Annotated in this window: 14 protein-coding genes and 2 pseudogenes; 6 read left to right on the top strand and 10 right to left on the bottom strand. The window is 69.0% G+C overall.

Translation table 11 applies throughout. From position 1 onward, the window contains the following. Positions 1 to 597: 597 nt before the first annotated feature. From HEP73_RS15820 to HEP73_RS15800, 5 genes and pseudogenes are all read right to left on the bottom strand, one after another. On the bottom strand, positions 598 to 1,095 hold the full coding sequence (locus HEP73_RS15820; RefSeq protein WP_185820701.1) for a hypothetical protein: 498 nt from the start codon (positions 1,093 to 1,095) through the stop codon (positions 598 to 600). Between the two features lie 259 nt (positions 1,096 to 1,354). Next, entirely contained in the window at positions 1,355 to 1,612 is a 258-nt protein-coding gene (minE, locus tag HEP73_RS15815) for a cell division topological specificity factor MinE (RefSeq protein ID WP_009608870.1), read from the bottom strand. Between the two features lie 2 nt (positions 1,613 to 1,614). Then, positions 1,615 to 2,424 (bottom strand): septum site-determining protein MinD, encoded by an 810-nt coding sequence (minD, locus tag HEP73_RS15810; protein ID WP_185813539.1) that lies wholly within the window; start codon positions 2,422 to 2,424, stop codon positions 1,615 to 1,617. A 37-nt stretch (positions 2,425 to 2,461) separates the two neighbouring features. Further along, a pseudogene (gene minC, locus HEP73_RS15805) lies at positions 2,462 to 3,213 on the bottom strand (septum site-determining protein MinC). 2 nt (positions 3,214 to 3,215) lie between these two features. Then, the gene (locus HEP73_RS15800) at positions 3,216 to 3,809 is read right to left on the bottom strand and encodes a GNAT family N-acetyltransferase (protein ID WP_179570765.1); all 594 of its coding nucleotides are present in this window, start codon (positions 3,807 to 3,809) and stop codon (positions 3,216 to 3,218) included. 139 nt (positions 3,810 to 3,948) lie between these two features. Here HEP73_RS15800 and HEP73_RS15795 point away from each other — a divergent pair, with 139 nt between their 5' ends. From HEP73_RS15795 to HEP73_RS15770, 6 genes and pseudogenes are all read left to right on the top strand, one after another. Further along, on the top strand, positions 3,949 to 5,142 hold the full coding sequence (locus HEP73_RS15795) for a sensor histidine kinase (RefSeq protein ID WP_185820700.1): 1,194 nt from the start codon (positions 3,949 to 3,951) through the stop codon (positions 5,140 to 5,142). Further along, positions 5,142 to 5,783, top strand: coding sequence for a response regulator (locus tag HEP73_RS15790; RefSeq protein ID WP_003465620.1), 642 nt, complete (start codon positions 5,142 to 5,144; stop codon positions 5,781 to 5,783). The genes HEP73_RS15795 and HEP73_RS15790 overlap by 1 nt, the downstream gene beginning before the upstream one ends. Positions 5,784 to 5,867: 84 nt before the next feature. Further along, positions 5,868 to 5,936: pseudogene (locus tag HEP73_RS22655) on the top strand (DNA-binding response regulator); the annotation flags it as partial. 469 nt (positions 5,937 to 6,405) lie between these two features. After that, positions 6,406 to 7,572 carry a polyketide cyclase gene (locus HEP73_RS15780; protein ID WP_185820698.1) on the top strand — a complete coding sequence of 389 codons (1,167 nt, stop codon included), beginning with the start codon at positions 6,406 to 6,408 and terminating at the stop codon, positions 7,570 to 7,572. Positions 7,573 to 7,667: 95 nt separating this feature from the next. Then, the gene (locus HEP73_RS15775) at positions 7,668 to 8,039 is read left to right on the top strand and encodes a DUF423 domain-containing protein (RefSeq protein WP_179570768.1); all 372 of its coding nucleotides are present in this window, start codon (positions 7,668 to 7,670) and stop codon (positions 8,037 to 8,039) included. Position 8,040: 1 nt separating this feature from the next. Then, the gene (locus HEP73_RS15770) at positions 8,041 to 8,715 is read left to right on the top strand and encodes a DNA-3-methyladenine glycosylase family protein (protein WP_185820697.1); all 675 of its coding nucleotides are present in this window, start codon (positions 8,041 to 8,043) and stop codon (positions 8,713 to 8,715) included. 223 nt (positions 8,716 to 8,938) lie between these two features. Here the strand turns inward: HEP73_RS15770 and HEP73_RS15765 are convergent, their stop codons facing one another. From HEP73_RS15765 to HEP73_RS15745, 5 genes are all read right to left on the bottom strand, one after another. Then, positions 8,939 to 9,394: a hypothetical protein gene (locus HEP73_RS15765; RefSeq protein ID WP_185820696.1), complete on the bottom strand. Its 456-nt coding sequence runs from the start codon at positions 9,392 to 9,394 to the stop codon at positions 8,939 to 8,941. 186 nt (positions 9,395 to 9,580) lie between these two features. Next, positions 9,581 to 11,014 carry an FAD-binding oxidoreductase gene (locus HEP73_RS15760; RefSeq protein ID WP_185820695.1) on the bottom strand — a complete coding sequence of 478 codons (1,434 nt, stop codon included), beginning with the start codon at positions 11,012 to 11,014 and terminating at the stop codon, positions 9,581 to 9,583. 39 nt (positions 11,015 to 11,053) lie between these two features. Then, positions 11,054 to 11,650: a hypothetical protein gene (locus tag HEP73_RS15755; protein WP_185820694.1), complete on the bottom strand. Its 597-nt coding sequence runs from the start codon at positions 11,648 to 11,650 to the stop codon at positions 11,054 to 11,056. Continuing rightward, complete coding sequence (locus HEP73_RS15750) at positions 11,647 to 12,453, bottom strand: M15 family metallopeptidase (protein ID WP_185820693.1); 807 nt, start codon at positions 12,451 to 12,453, stop codon at positions 11,647 to 11,649. Before HEP73_RS15750 ends, HEP73_RS15755 begins: the two co-directional genes overlap by 4 nt. Positions 12,454 to 12,468: 15 nt before the next feature. Beyond that, entirely contained in the window at positions 12,469 to 13,026 is a 558-nt protein-coding gene (locus HEP73_RS15745; protein ID WP_185820692.1) for a PH domain-containing protein, read from the bottom strand. Positions 13,027 to 13,028: the final 2 nt, after the last annotated feature.

The following is a 13,028-nucleotide window of genomic DNA, read 5'->3' as shown; positions in this document are numbered from 1 at the left end:
TAGGAGCGGCTTCAGCCGCGACTTCGTCCGCAGCTGAGTTGGCATCCGTGCCCTGACGGCATCCGAAGCCTGGGCGCTATCCCGCTTCGTTCGTCGCGACTGAAGTCGCTCCCACAGTGACCTGCGGCAGATTGGCTGGGTGCGCTGTGGGAGGGACTTCAGTCCCGACTGCCATCCGTAGCCGGTTGGCATCGGTACTTCGTTCGTCGCGGCCGAAGCCGCTCCTACAGTGGCTTGCGGCAGATTGGCTGGTGCACTGTGGGAGGGACTTCAGTCCCGACTGCACGCGTAGCCGGTTGGTATCGTTGCTTCGTTCATCGCGGCTGAAGCCGCTCCTACAGTGGCTTGCGGCAGATTGGCTGGGTGCACTGTGGGAGGGGCTTCAGTCCCGACTGCATGCGTGGCCGGTTGGCATCCGTGCTTCGTTCGTCGCGGCTGAAGTCGCTCCCACAGTGGCTTGCGGCGAATTGGCTGGTGCACTGTGGGAGGGACTTCAGTCCCGACTGCATGCGTAGCTGGTTGGCATCATGTTTCGTTCGTCGCGGCTGCAGCCGCTCCTGCAAGAATTCGGAAGTCGAGGGATTGCTTGCGCGGGCCTCAGGCCTGCTGCGGCAACAGTCCGCGCTGCAGCAGCCAGGCGCGCGCGTCTTCGGCGTCCTGTTCGAACCAGGCCCGTGTCGAACCCAGCCGGTAGGTGTAGCCCCAGGTATCCATGTCGGCCATCAGCCGCGCGCTGCCGACGCCGGGCAGCGCGTCGGCCAGCACGATCTGCAGGTAGCAGGTGGCGTCCTCTTCCTCGACCGAGTCGGTGGCGTCGGTATGCACCAGCGCGCGCCGTTCCGGCGGCAGCACGATCAGGTGGCAGGCTTCGTGCAGCAGCGAGTGCACCGGCGTGTCGTCACGCACGTACACGTCGCTGGCGATCACGCCGGCTTCCGGTTCGCCCCAGTAGCTGCCGGGAATCTTGGCGCCGTCGGCGACCCGGTGCAGCATCAGCCCATGCCGGGCCAGCAGCGCGCGCGGCGCGTCCAGGCCGATGGCGCCGACGGTCAGGACCTCGGCAGCGGGTGCGGAGCGGGAGTCGTCGGTCTGCATCGTGAGGTCGGGAAGGAGAGGCGGCGCGAGAGGCAATCGGCAACGCATTGGCGGCGGTTGGGCCGGCCGGCAGCGCGACTGCCGTGCCGCTCGAACTCGTGCGTTCGGTGAGCGCAGCTGGGGTGGTGCACGCAACCATGGCGCATTTCGGGCGCCGCAGTGCATTTTCGTGGGGACGTTATGTCGAACACACCACCGAACAACGCGGCGCAGGCTGCGCGCCACGGTCGCTATCCACGACCGCAGCGCGCTGCCCGGGTCAGGGCGTCGGCCCTTCCGGCAATGCCACCGAGATATCGAGCACGTCGTGTTCGCCGTCCTTGACCAGGTCCACCTTGACCGCGTCGGCGTCGATATTGACGTACTTCTTGATCACTTCCAGCAGTTCGCGCTGCAGCAGCGGCAGGTAATCCGGGCCGCCGCGGTGGTTGCGTTCCTGCGCGATGATGATCTGCAGGCGGTTCTTGGCCGTCTCGGCGGTGTTCTTCTTGGCCTTGAGAAAGTCGAATAGTCCCATGCTCACCCTCCGAACAACTTGGTGAAGAAGCCCTTCTTCTCCACTGAGATGAAGCGCATCGGGCGCTCTTCGCCCATGATCCGGGCCACGGCGTCGTCGTACGCCTGGCCGGCCGGGGACTCGCCGTCCAGGATCACCGGCTCGCCCTTGTTGGAGGCGTTGAGCACGTCGCCGGATTCGGGGATCACGCCGATCGCCTTCAACCCCAGCACTTCCTCCACGTCGGTGATGCTGAGCATCTCGCCGCCTTCCACCCGGCCCGGGCTGTAGCGGGTCAGCAGCAGGAACGCCGGCACGGTCTGGCCTTCCTCGGCCTTGCGGGTCTTGGAGTCGAGCAGGCCGATGATGCGGTCGGAGTCGCGCACCGAAGAGACTTCCGGGTTGACCACGACCACGGCGCGGTCGGCGAAGTACATCGCCAGGAACGCGCCCTTCTCGATGCCGGCCGGCGAATCGCAGACGATGTATTCGAAGCCTTCGGCGACCAGGTCCTTGAGCACCTTCTCCACGCCTTCCTGGGTCAGCGCGTCCTTGTCGCGGGTCTGCGAGGCGGCCAGCACGTACAGGTTGTCGAAGCGCTTGTCCTTGATCAGCGACTGCTTGAGCGTGGCCTCGCCGTGCACCACGTTGACGAAGTCGTACACCACCCGGCGCTCGCAGCCCATGATCAGGTCGAGGTTGCGCAGGCCCACGTCGAAGTCGATCACGGCGACCTTCTTGCCGCGTCGCGCCAGCCCGCAGGCCAGGCTCGCGCTGGTGGTGGTCTTGCCGACGCCGCCCTTGCCGGAGGTGACTACGATAATTTCAGCCAAAGGAATGTCTCCTGATACGTTCGGTTGTAGGGCCGCGTCAATCTTGCGCGGCGATCTTGATCTGGTCCTGCTCCAGCCAGACCTGGACGGCCTTGCCACGCAGTTCCTTGGGAATATCGTCCAGCACCTTGTAGTGGCCAGCGATGGCGACCAGTTCGGCGTGGAAGTCGCGGCAGAAGATCCGCGCCTCGGTGTTGCCCTGCGCGCCGGCCAGCGCGCGGCCGCGCAGGCTGCCGTAAATATGGATGCTGCCGTCGGAGATCACTTCGGCACCGGCGCCGACCGTGGCCACCACGGTCAGGTCGCAGTTCTCCGCGTACAGCTGCTGGCCCGAGCGCACCGCGGTCTTCTGCATGCGGCCCGGCTGCGGGCGCGCCGCAGGGCGGGCGGCGGGGGCGGCGGCGAAACCAGGGCGGGCGCGGCGGCGGGGGCGCCGCCGTCGATGCGCTCGTACTGGGCGCGGAACTTGGCCAGCAGCGGCAGGCCCAGCGCCTCGGACAGCTGTTCGGTCTCGCGGGTGCCGTAGGCCAGCGCCACCGGCAGCACGCCGGCGGCGCGCAGGCCTTCCAGCAGCGCGCGCGCGGTGGCGGTGTCGGGCGTCTGCGCCAGACCGCCGAAATCGATGATCACCGCGGCGCGGCCGAACAGCTTGGGCGCGCGCTGCACGCGCTCGCGCATTTCCTGGGTCAGGCGCGCCACGTCCAGGGTGCGGATGCGCAGGTTGGCGATGCCGACCTGGCCGATCTTCAGTTCGCCTGCCTGCTCGAAATCCAGATTCACCGACGACACGCTCAGGTCCCGGTCGGGCGCTGGGCCCGTTGCAGGCGACGGGCATGGCCGACCCAGGGCAGGTCGGGCAACTGCTCGCCGTAGGTCTCGCGGACCCAGGCGTAACTGCACAGATCCTTCAACAGCATGCTGGCACGCACTTCCACCTCGTTCATCGTGTTCTGGCCGACTTCGCGGAAACCGAAGCTGCCGTGGAACAGCAGCGCCGCGTCTGCGCCATGGTCCAGGAAAACCTCGCACGCCAACTGCGGGTAGCGCAGCTCGGCGTAGCTCTGTACGTCGGCATAGAACGCGCGGCCGACGCCACCGCCGCGGCGGCGGCTGGCCACCACGATGCGGTCGATATAGAAGAAGGCCGGATAGCGCTCGCGAAACCAGGCGAAATTGCTGCTGTCGTGATCGCTGTCGCCGCCGAAACCGACCAGGAAGCCGGCCAGGTTGCCGTCGCGCTCGGCGACGCGGAAATATTCTGCGGTTTCGTAGAAGCGGTGCAGCTTGGCCGAATCCAGCGGCAGGATCGCCAGTCCGGCGTTGTTGTTCAGGGCCAGGACCGAATCGAGCTCGTGCTCGCGCACGTCGCGGATGACGATCGACATTGGGACTCCGTTGCTGATGCGCGCGCGGCCAGATGCGGACCGCCAGCCGGATTATCGCACGCGTGGCCCGGGGCGGCGAGCCGCGCATGCATGACTTCCGTGGGAGTGCATTGCGCGCCGTTCATCCTAAGATGCGTGCATGTTGGGAAACCTCAGCCATACCCGCGTCCTGCGCTTCGCCGGCCTGTTCACCTGGGCCATGATCGCCATGCCGCTGGTCTACACCTACTGGATCCCGGAAGAGGGCTTGAACCGGCGTGGCGGCTGGGAAGCGGCGATGATGTCCGGCTTCTTCATCGCCTTCGGCGGCAGCTACTACTGGCTGACCCGCGGGCTCGGCAGCGGCGGCCACGCGCATTGGTACGATCGGCTGATCCTGCTGCTGCTGACCGTCTGCGCGCTGGCGGTCAGCTATCTGACCGGAAGCGGGCTGGGCAGCATCCTGATGATGGTGGCGGCGGGGGTGATCCCGTGGCTGCTGCCGGTGCGGATCGGCGTGCTGTGGCTGGTGCTGAGCCAGTTGGCGGTGCTGCCGGTCTACTACCTGCTGGTCGGCTTTCCGATGTTCGATGCGCTGATGCAGTCGCTGCTGTACGGCGGCTTCTCCATGTTCATCTTCGTCACCAGCCTGGTCGCGCGGCAGCAGGCCCAGGCCCGCGAGGAGCAGCGCCAGCTCAATGCCGAGCTGCGCGCCACCCGTGCGCTGCTGGCCGAAAGCGCCCGGGTCAACGAGCGCACCCGCATCTCGCGCGAGCTGCACGACCTGCTCGGCCACCACCTGACCGCACTGAGCCTGAACCTGGAAGTGGCCGGCCACATCACCGAGGGCCGCGCGCAGGAGCATGTGCACCAGGCGCATACCCTGGCCAAGCTGCTGCTGACCGACGTGCGCGAGGCGGTCAGCCATCTGCGCGACAGCGGCGCGATCGACCTGGCCGCGGCGCTGCGGCCGCTGGTCGAACGGGTGCCGTCGCTGAGGATCCACCTGCAGGTGGACGAGCCGTTGACCGTCGAGGACCCGGAGCGCGCGCATGTCTTGCTGCGCTGCACCCAGGAAATCATCACCAACACGGTGCGCCACGCGCAGGCCGACAACCTGTGGATCCAGGTGCGCCGCGAAGGCCCGCAGGTGGTGATCCAGGCCCACGACGATGGCCGCGGCTGCGAGGCGCTGCTGCCCGGCAACGGCCTGCGCGGCATGCGCGAGCGGCTGAGCCAGTATGGTGGCAGCCTGGAAATCGATGCGCCGCAGGGCACGGGCTTCCGCCTGCGCGCCTCGGTCCCGAGCGCGGCCGCCTTGCTGCCGCCCGCCGTTTCACAAGGAGTGTTGTGATGATCCGTGTCTGCCTGGTCGACGACCAAACCCTGGTGCGGCAGGGAATCCGCTCGCTGCTGGCGCTGGACGGTGGGATCGAGGTGATCGCCGAGGCCAACGACGGCCGCCAGGCGGTGGAGCTGATCCCGCAGGTGAAGCCGGACGTGGTGCTGATGGACATGCGCATGCCGGCGATGTCCGGGCTGGAGGCGCTGCAGATGCTGTCGCGCAACGGCACGCTGCCGCCGACCATCATCCTGACCACCTTCGACGACGACCAGTTGGTGCTGGCCGGGCTCAAGGCCGGGGCCAAGGGCTACCTGCTCAAGGACGTGTCGCTGGAACAGCTGGTCGGCGCGATCCGCGCGGTGGCCGCCGGCGGTTCGCTGGTGCAGCCGGCGGTGACACAGCGCCTGCTGTCGGGCCTGGAGCACATGCGCAACGACTTCGTCAGCCTGGACCGGCCCGACCCGCTGACCGACCGCGAGACCGAGATCCTGCGGCTGATGGCCAGCGGCTTCTCCAACAAGGAGATCGCCAACTCGCTGGGCGTGGCCGAGGGCACGATCAAGAACCACGTGTCCAACATCCTGTCCAAGCTCGGCGTACGCGACCGTACTCGGGCGGTGCTGAAGGCATTCGAGCTGCAGTTGGTCTGACGGGACAGGATGCCCGGCCCGGCGCAGCGCGCCGGGCGTTCGCCGGCGCGCGAGCCAGTGGCTCGCAAGCGGCGCCCGCTCACCCTGTCCAAGCTCGGCGTGCGCGACCGCACCCGGGCGGTGCTGAAGGCGTTCGAGCTGCAGTTGGTCTGACGGGACAGGATGCCCGGCCGGCGCAGCGCGCCGGGCCGGGCGTTCGCGCGCGCCGACGCCGCGCCAGCCCTTGTGGGAGCGACTTCAGTCGCGACGAACGCAGCAGTAGGCCCGCCGAGCCTGGGTGGGGGTCCGAGTCGATGGCCTTTGCGTTACACCGTCCCGGACGCATTGGTCTTGCCGCCCGGCCAGGCGGCATCGCTCGCGCGCAGGCGCAAAGGCCGCGCCGAAGCTGGCTGGCCTGCAGCGCCGCGGCCCCGCGCCAACCCTGTCGGCCACTGTTTGCGCGACAATGGTCTGGTCGCCGGCTGGACCGTGCGGCGGCGCTGTGCACGGCGCCTTCGCGGGGAATTGGCCACTGTGCCGAATTCCGCGCCGCGATGTGCATGACCACGAACCGCGAAGCCTGCTAGGATGGCCGCTTCGCTTCATTAACCCGGCCGTGGGATCGGCCCCGGAGACCTCCTGAATGACCCGTATTATCGAATTCCTGATCGCACTGGGGATCGTGGCTGGCCTGTTCGTCATCGTCGGCCTGGTGCTGCCTTCGGAGCGTCACATGTCCGAGAGCGTCGAAACCAATCGGCGCATGACCATTGTCTATGACACGGTGAACAGCCTGCGTCGTTTCAAGGACTGGAACCCTCTGGTGCTACGCGATCCGCGTATCCAACTGAAGCTTTCCGGTCCTGAAGCCGGCGTCGGCGCCCGCCTCGACTACACCTCCAGCGAGGGCTACATCGGCAAGGGCAGCTGGACCATCACCTCGACCGAGAAGAACAAGCAGGTCGTCATCGGCATCGAAGACGAGAGCAAGGGCAGCGACAAGACCACGTCGTTCAAGCTCGAGCCGACCGGCAAGAGCGGTCGCAACGTCAAGATCACCCAGGACTACACGGTCAAGTACGGCTGGGACCTGTTCGGTCGCTATGCCGGCCTGTACGTGAGCCGCCATGTCGGCGACGACATCAAGCTGGGCCTGTCGCGGCTGAGCAACGTACTGGCCACCGTGCCGAACGTCGACTACCGCGCCGAGGAAACCCCGCTGACCGACCTGAAGGTCGTCGACGTCCCGGCCGAGGATCTGCTGGTGGTCAACGCCGGCAACATCGACCGCGACAACGACTCCATCAAGAAGTCCATCAAGGACAACCAGGAGTGGATCAAGCGGGTGATGGACGCCAACGGCCTGGAAGCGGCCGGTCCGGTGCGCATCGTCACTACCGATTTCGGTTCCGACAAGTACGCCTTCGACGTGACCCAGCCGGTGCGCAAGCGTGCCGGTGGCGCGCCGAAGCCGGACGCGGCGGCCAAGCCGGAAGAGAAGAAGGACGATGCGGCGGCTCCTGCGGCTCCGGTCGATGCGACCCCGGTCGCCGCCAGCGGCGATCCGATGAAGCTGACCATCCCGCAGGGCGCGCCGGTCACCTACCTGCGTACCGAAGCGCACCGTTCCGCGTTCGCCAGCTACACCGGCCACATGGCGGGTCTGGATGCGGCGCGCAATGCGGTCCGCGCCTGGGCCGCGACCAGCGGCTACGACGTGACCGACCGTCCGTACGAGGCCTGGAAGGGCGGCGTGGACAAGGCGTTCACGCCGGAAGGCACGTACGACATCTACTGGGCGATCAAGTAAGCCGTCGCCTGGATGGATGAGTGACCCGAAACGCGCCGCTGCTTGCGGCGCGTTTCGTTTGTGGGGCCGGAAACCGGCCGCAACGGAGCACCGTCATGCTGAATCTCGATCGGCGTTCGCGCAAACGTTCCTGGCTGGCCTGCGCCGGCGGCCTGTTGGCGGCCGCCGCGATCGGCCTGTCCGCCTATGCCTCGCACGGCGTCGCCGAGCCGCTGGCGCAATCGCATCTGCAGACCGCCGCGCTGTATGCCTTCGGCCACGGACTGGCGCTGGCGGCGCTGGGCCGCAGCAGCGAGCGCCTGCTCGCGCGCGTCGCACTGGCGCTGCTGCTGCTCGGCACGCTGCTGTTTTCCGGCAGCCTGGCCGGCAACGCGCTGGCGCAATGGCCGACCCGGCTGGCCCCGGTTGGCGGGACGACGCTGATGCTGGGCTGGGTGCTGTACGCGCTGGATGCGCTGAGGCGTTGAGATGCCCCGTCACGCGCGCGGATTCGACACCCAGGCTGCCTACGACTATCTGAGCCGGCGCGACCGCAAGCTCGGCGCGTGGATGCGCCGGATCGGCCCGATCGCGCCGCAGCCGGGCTGGACCAAGCCGTTCGATCCGGTCGATGCGCTGGCGCGCGCGATCCTGTTCCAGCAGCTCAGCGGCAAGGCCGCGGCGACCATCGTCGGCCGCGTCGAGGCGGCGATCGGCAGCACCCGGCTGCATGCCGACACGCTGGCGCGGATCGACGATCCCGGCCTGCGCGGCTGCGGCGTGTCCGGCAACAAGGCGCTGGCGCTGCGCGATCTGGCGCGGCGCGAGGCGGCCGGCGAGATTCCTTCGTTGCGCAAGCTCGCCTTCATGGACGACGAGGCGATCGTGCAGGCGCTGCTGCCGGTCCGCGGCATCGGCCGCTGGACGGTGGAGATGATGCTGCTGTTCCGCCTGGGGCGTCCCGACCTGCTGCCGGTGGATGACCTGGGCGTGCGCAAGGGCGCGCAGCGGGTGGACACGCTGGAGCAGATGCCCGCGCCGCAGTCGCTGGACGCGCGCGGCGAACGCTGGGGTCCGTATCGCAGCTATGCCAGTTTCTACCTGTGGAAGATCGCCGACTTCAGCGACGCCACCAAGCTGCCCACGCCGCGTTCGCAGGAGTAAGGCCGCGCGGCATCGTGATGCTTCTCTGTAGGAGCGGCTTCAGCCGCGACCGGGCGTTACCGGGAGGAAGGTCCCGGTCGCGGCTGAAGCCGCTCCTACAGGTTTGGTCGCAGGCTGCGGCGGTGCTCGGCAGCACGTCCTGCGCCGCGTTCGCAGAAGTCGGAAGGGTCGCGATGTCCACGCCTGGTATCGCTGCCGCACCCCACCGGTGGCCGTGGATCGGTCAGGCGGTCGGCGGAATGGGGGCATCCTGGCCGGCCTGACCCGGCGTCGCCGCAATCGGCCGCGGCGGCGTCCGCCACAGCGGATCGTCGCTCAACCGCGGCCGCTGCGAGGACGGGAAACGCCGTTCCTGCTGCAGCCAGCGGTGGTACTGGAAGGTGCCGCGCGCTGCGCTCAGATAGACCAGGATCACGATCACCCCGAGGCCCGCACCACTGAGATTTCCGGTGAGCAGCAAGGCGATCCGCACCAGGACGTAGTAGGCCAGCAGCACGCTCGCCGCCACCCGATGCTTGCGCCGCACGCCGTAGGCCAGCGCCGCGATGAAGAGGGCCTCGATCGCGCTGGTCGTGCCGATAACGGTGTTGCCGTTCTTGAGCGCGAGCAGTCCGCTGAGCAGATTGATCGCCGCGCACAACACGGCCACGATCCAGCCGACCTTGATCCTGCGCAGCACGTCGTCCGGTGCCTTGCCCAGCGGCGCTGCGGGGCTTGCCTGCAAGTCGGCTGCCGGCGCCGAATACGGGTTCTGTTCCATCCGCATGGATCTCCTGGAAGTGTCGCTGCGATATCGGTCGCGTGCGCGGCAACTTGAGCGCCTGGCTGCCACAGATGCTTGCCGCGCGCGCCATCGCCTCCGGCTTTATGCCGGCAAATACTTGTCCCACAGCCGATTGCGGAAGCGGTGTTGCGGGTCGATGCGGCGCTTGATGCGCGCGAAGGTCTCGGCTTCGGGATAGGCCGCGGCGAACTGGTGCGGGGTGGCATGCAGCCGGTACGGCAGGTAGTAGCGGCCGCCGTGCGCCATCGCCGCGTCGATCAACTGCCGGGTCCACACCGCCGCGGCCCGGTCCGGCGCGGCGCCGCTGCGCTGCTTGTAGTACAGCACGAAGGAGAACACCGGCTGCGGCGCCCAGCGCAGCAGCGACACCGTATCGGCGGGCGAGTGGCGGATCGAGACATTGAGCGCGTTGACCTCGTGGCGGCGCAGGATCGCGCCCATCTCGCGCGCGAAGGCGGCGAACGCCGGCAGCGGCAGGAAGTATTCCTGCAGCAGGTAGGTGGACATGCGCCGGGTGCGCGGTTCCAGCGAGCGCGCGTCCAGGCTGGCCTGGCAGTTGCGGCGCATCACCGCCGGCGTGTGCAGCAGCGGTTCGGTCTGGTAGCGCTCGCGCAACGATTCGCCCAGCGGCAGTTCCGAGGCCGCCCAGATCAGGTTCTGTTCGCGCGCGTAGTCCTGCCCGCGCGGCACCAGCCGGCGCGTGTCGGTGGGCGCCGCGTCGCTGCGCAGCCAGGTCACCGCCAGCGGGCAATCGAAGTGCGGCGGCATCAGGTCGGCGTTGTGCATCACTGCGCGCGGGTCGGCGGCGATGCGTTCGGCGAAGAAGGCCGGATAGTCCGCCAGCGCCACGCGCTGCGCATGCCGTTCCAGCATGTCGTTGCGGGCCAGCGACAGTTCCACTTCGGTGACCACGCCGAGTCCGCCGTAACCGCCGATCGCCGCGGAAAACAGCTCGGCATCGCGCTCGCGGTCGAGTTCGTGCACTTCGCCCTGCGCATCCACCAGTTGCAGCGCCTGCACCGTATGCGCGATCGGCCCGGCATGCAGGTAGCGGCCGTGACAGTTGACCGCGACCGAGCCGCCAACGCTGAAATTGCTGTAGCTCTGCATCACCGCGACCGCCAGGTCGTGCGGGTCGATCAGGTCCTGCACGTCGCGCCAGCGCATGCCGCTGCGCACGCGGATGCGCTGCGCGGCCGGGTCCAGACGCACCAGTCCGACCAGTTCGCGCAGATCCAGATGCAGCGAGCCGGCCGCGCCGATCTGCCCGCCCATGCTGTAGCGCGCGCCGCCGATCGAGATCGCGCCGCGGCTGTCGCGCAACAGCGCGGCGACGTCGGCCACGCTGCGCGGCGTCGCGATGCGCGCGACCGCGATGCGGTCGATGCCAGCGATGTCGGTGACCTGCGCCGCGGCGGCCGTATCGCGCCCGCACCCGGGCAGGGCCAGGGCGGCGCCGGCGCCTAGCAGGGCGGCGGTGGCCGCACGGCGCTGTTTGTCGATGTGCTCGTCCATAAGCAAGGTGTTCTCAGTGGGATTGGCAGGGGGTGTACGTCAATCGGCGACCAGTTCCACCTGCGTCTGCACGCGCACCCAGGCATCCTGGCTGGGATCGTTGAGCGTGGCGTGCAGCGTATAGGTGCCGAGCGGATCCTCCGGTTCGAAGCGCAACTGCAGCGACAGCGGCGCCAGTTCCAGCATGCCCGGCGCGGCCGGTTTGCCGCCGGTGGTCAGCGGTCGCGAAGGTTCCTGCAGCGCGACCTGGCCGTCCGGCCCGAGCATGCGCAGGCTCAGGCGCGCGTCGCAGGCGCCGTCGTTGTTGGGACTGGGCGCGCAGCCCGAATACAGCACGACCACGCGCAGCGGTTCGCCGCGGCGCACGCGCGCGGCCGTGCGCAGTTGCGGGCCGTGGCGGCTGTCGGTCTCGCTCCATTCTTTCCCGAAACGTGCGAATTCGGCTTCGTCGGCGACGTGGACGGTCGCCGCGAAATTCTTGTCGTGCGCGCGCTCGGCGTTGTCGGCGACCGGCTTGCCCTGGCGGTCGTGCCATTGCGCGGAGGCGCCGAACGACAGCAACAGCAATGCCAGGGCGCAACACGCCAGGCCGCCGCGCCATTGACGCTCTACACGATGCTCCATGCCGACCTTCATGCCGACGCTCCCGCGTGCCAGCGCCAATGCCAGGGTTCGTAGACGATGCCGTGCGGATTGTCGCGCGGATAGCTCATCCGGTAGCCGAAGTCGGCGGCATGCGCGCGCAGCCAGGCGAAGGCCGCGGTCCGTTCGAAGCTCTCCTCGGCCGGCGGCTCGCCGGGCGTGCCGATGTCCAGCGCGTCGCCGCTGTGGTGCTCGCTGTAGCCGGGCGCTGCATTGACCTGCAGGATCTGCTGCAAGCGCTGCCCGCGCGCGAACTTGCGCGCGAAGATGCCCAGTTGGTAGTCGTGGCTGCGGTAGCCGGAGATCGCCTCCAGCACCACGCCGTCGCGCGCGGCGGCGCGCTGCAGCGCCGGCCAGGCGCGCGCGGCGCCGGCGCTCAGCCACAGCGGGCGCCGGTAGCGGTCGCGGCCGGCGGCATGCAGGGTGGCGGGTTCGGCCTGCAGCGGCAGACCGGTGCTCCGCGCATAGTCCTCGGCGTCCAGGCCGAGGCCGGCCAGGCGTTCGTGCAGGGCGCTCAGCGGCAGCAGCCCGGCGTCGCCGGGTTGCCGGCGCAGGGGCAGGGCGTCGAGGCGATCCAGCGCCGCCTCGATGCCGGGTTCGTGCATCAGCCGCGGCAGCAGCGCGTGCAGGCCGCGCGCGGAGGCGGCCGCCAGGTAGCGTCCGTCGCACTTGCGCCGCAGCAGCCAGGTCGCCTGCGCGAGCAGGCGCGCATCGAGGTTGCTGCGCGCGCGCAGCAACCCGGCCGGCAGCAGTTCGATGCATTCGGTATTGAGCAGCAGGGCGGGAGCGGGGCGCATCCGCACAGGGTAGGGCTAAGCGCGGTGCGCGGCCAGCCGTTGCAGGTCCTGCAGCAACTGCCGCGGCTGTTCGGGGCTCAGCAGCAGCCAGCGCCCGTCGCGCAGCGGCAGCGCCAGCACACGGCTGGCATCGGTGATCAGGCAGAACGCGCGCTGGCCGTTGCGCATGCGGAAATAGCCGGATTTGAAGCCAGGCAACGCGTAGGCGATGGTCTTGCGGGTCGGCGCGAATTCGCCGTGCTCGGCCAGGTCCACCACGCGTGCCTGCGCCAGATCGATCTGGGCGATGTCGGTGCGCGCGGCGAACATGCTGGAGCGGACCAGCAGCGTTCGTTCCTGCAGGCGGATGCCGCGCCGCAGGTAGAACAGGCTCAGCACCGTGCCGGTCGCCGGCAGCAGCACCAGGGTGGCCCAGTGCAGGCGATGGCCGCGGTCCGGGCTGGACAGGCCCACGGCGGCGACCAGTCCGGCGGCGAGCAACAGCGGCAGCCACAGGCCCAGCAGCGGCAGGCGCCCGGGCGTGGCCACGCGGTAGTCGCGGGAGATCGGTGCGGCGCGGGAATGGCTGTGCATGG

The sequence above is a fragment of the Xanthomonas sp. GW genome, assembly GCF_014236815.1.
Taxonomy (GTDB): Bacteria; Pseudomonadota; Gammaproteobacteria; order Xanthomonadales; family Xanthomonadaceae; genus Xanthomonas_A.
The sequence above is the reverse complement of the archived record's forward strand: the minus strand, read 5'-3'. Positions and strand labels throughout refer to the sequence as shown.

Coding starts and splice junctions, on each gene's coding strand:
- HEP73_RS15800 (WP_179570765.1), bottom strand. CDS start 3,809: ATGTCGATCGTCATCCGCGACGTGCGCGAGCACGAGCTCGATTCGGTC.
- HEP73_RS15745 (WP_185820692.1), bottom strand. CDS start 13,026: ATGCACAGCCATTCCCGCGCCGCACCGATCTCCCGCGACTACCGCGTG.
- minE (WP_009608870.1), bottom strand. CDS start 1,612: ATGGGACTATTCGACTTTCTCAAGGCCAAGAAGAACACCGCCGAGACG.
- HEP73_RS15790 (WP_003465620.1), top strand. CDS start 5,142: ATGATCCGTGTCTGCCTGGTCGACGACCAAACCCTGGTGCGGCAGGGA.
- HEP73_RS15775 (WP_179570768.1), top strand. CDS start 7,668: ATGCTGAATCTCGATCGGCGTTCGCGCAAACGTTCCTGGCTGGCCTGC.
- HEP73_RS15770 (WP_185820697.1), top strand. CDS start 8,041: ATGCCCCGTCACGCGCGCGGATTCGACACCCAGGCTGCCTACGACTAT.
- HEP73_RS15750 (WP_185820693.1), bottom strand. CDS start 12,453: ATGCGCCCCGCTCCCGCCCTGCTGCTCAATACCGAATGCATCGAACTG.
- HEP73_RS15755 (WP_185820694.1), bottom strand. CDS start 11,650: ATGAAGGTCGGCATGGAGCATCGTGTAGAGCGTCAATGGCGCGGCGGC.
- HEP73_RS15820 (WP_185820701.1), bottom strand. CDS start 1,095: ATGCAGACCGACGACTCCCGCTCCGCACCCGCTGCCGAGGTCCTGACC.
- HEP73_RS15780 (WP_185820698.1), top strand. CDS start 6,406: ATGACCCGTATTATCGAATTCCTGATCGCACTGGGGATCGTGGCTGGC.
- HEP73_RS15760 (WP_185820695.1), bottom strand. CDS start 11,014: ATGGACGAGCACATCGACAAACAGCGCCGTGCGGCCACCGCCGCCCTG.
- HEP73_RS15795 (WP_185820700.1), top strand. CDS start 3,949: ATGTTGGGAAACCTCAGCCATACCCGCGTCCTGCGCTTCGCCGGCCTG.